Consider the following 1,320-nt stretch of genomic DNA (forward strand, 5'->3'; position numbering starts at 1 on the left):
GTTTCTCCTATGTCAAGCCGCTGCCGGCAGGCAAGAGGTTTGACGGTTGTGGTGGTCGGCGGTCAGGAGGTGGAAGACGGTTCGGGCGAGGCGTCGTTTGAGGCACCGGAGTGCTTCGGTTCGTGATTTTCCCTCGGCCAGCTTCTTGTCGTAGTAGGCCTTGCCGAGGGAACCGGTCAGGCGGATCTGGGTGATGGCGATGCGGTGCAGCGCGCAGTTGAGCTGGCGGTTGCCTGAGCGAGTCATCCGGACCCGCCCGATGCTGTTGCCGGACCAGACCGGGATGGGCGCGACCCCGGAATGCCGCGCGAACCTCGCCTCACCGGTGAACCGGGTGATCCCCGCGGACTCGCCCAGCAGCTTGGCCGCGGACAGCTCGCCGCACCCCGGCAGCGCGAGCAGCTCGGGCACCTGCCGACGGGCCAGAGCACCCAGGCGCCGGTCGAAGTCCTTGATCCGCGCCGTGAGCGCGATGACGTCCTCGAGCTCGTCCAACGCCATCTCCGCGACGACGTCACGCACCCCGTCCGCGCTCTCACCCACGCTCAGCAGCCAGGCGTGCAGCGCCTGCTGGTGCTTGGCCAGGTCTAGCGACCGCGGCTTGGGTGCGTGGGCCGGGTCTAGCTCGTGCACCCGCCACAACAAACTGTTGATGGTGCGGGTCCGGGTGTTCACCAAGGCTTCTCGCCGGTCGACCAGCAGCTTCGCCTCCCGCGAGGCCCCGTCGTGCGAGGCAACCGGCAGGTCCGGCTCACGCAGGAACGCGCGCGCGACCGCCAACGCGTCAATCGGGTCCGACTTCCCGCGGGTCCGCGCCACCCGGCGCTGCTCGGCCATCATCTTCGGCGGCACCCGCACCACCACCTGCCCCGCGCCGAGCAGGTCCCGCTCCAACCGCGCCGACAGGTGCCGGCAGTCCTCGATGGCCCAGGTCAGCTCGTCGCCGAACTCACGGCGGGCCCACCCCAATGCCTTCAGATGCCCGTGCGTGGTGGCCGCGACCGTGAGCTGCCCGACGTGCTTGCCGACCGCGTCGACCGCGACGAACGTGTGCGTCCGCTTGTGAACGTCAGCGCCAACAACAACCATGGTGGTTGCCTCCTTCACCTGATCAGTGACTGGACGGTTGGGCCGGTCGGCGGACACATCTCAGTGGGGGCGGTAGCCACGCTCCTATCAAGTCACGCCGGCCGGTCCGTCACACCGGTCGCCGGCAAAACGCATGAACGCCAACCCGAGGGCGGCACCGAGGCTATGAGCCAGACGACCGATGATCAGGACCCAACCACCGCGTGAGCGGTGCTGTCACCCTGACACTGA

Annotated in this window: 1 protein-coding gene; it reads right to left on the minus strand. The window is 68.6% G+C overall.

The annotated features are described in order from the left end of the window. Positions 1-12 precede the first annotated feature (12 nt). Positions 13-1,107, minus strand: coding sequence for an IS110 family transposase (locus ACFQ2V_RS21220; RefSeq protein ID WP_386055009.1), 1,095 nt, complete (start codon positions 1,105-1,107; stop codon positions 13-15). Between the last annotated feature and the right edge of the window lie 213 nt (positions 1,108-1,320).

The sequence above is a fragment of the Terrabacter terrigena genome, from assembly GCF_042676085.1.
Lineage (GTDB): Bacteria > Actinomycetota > Actinomycetes > Actinomycetales > Dermatophilaceae > Terrabacter > Terrabacter terrigena.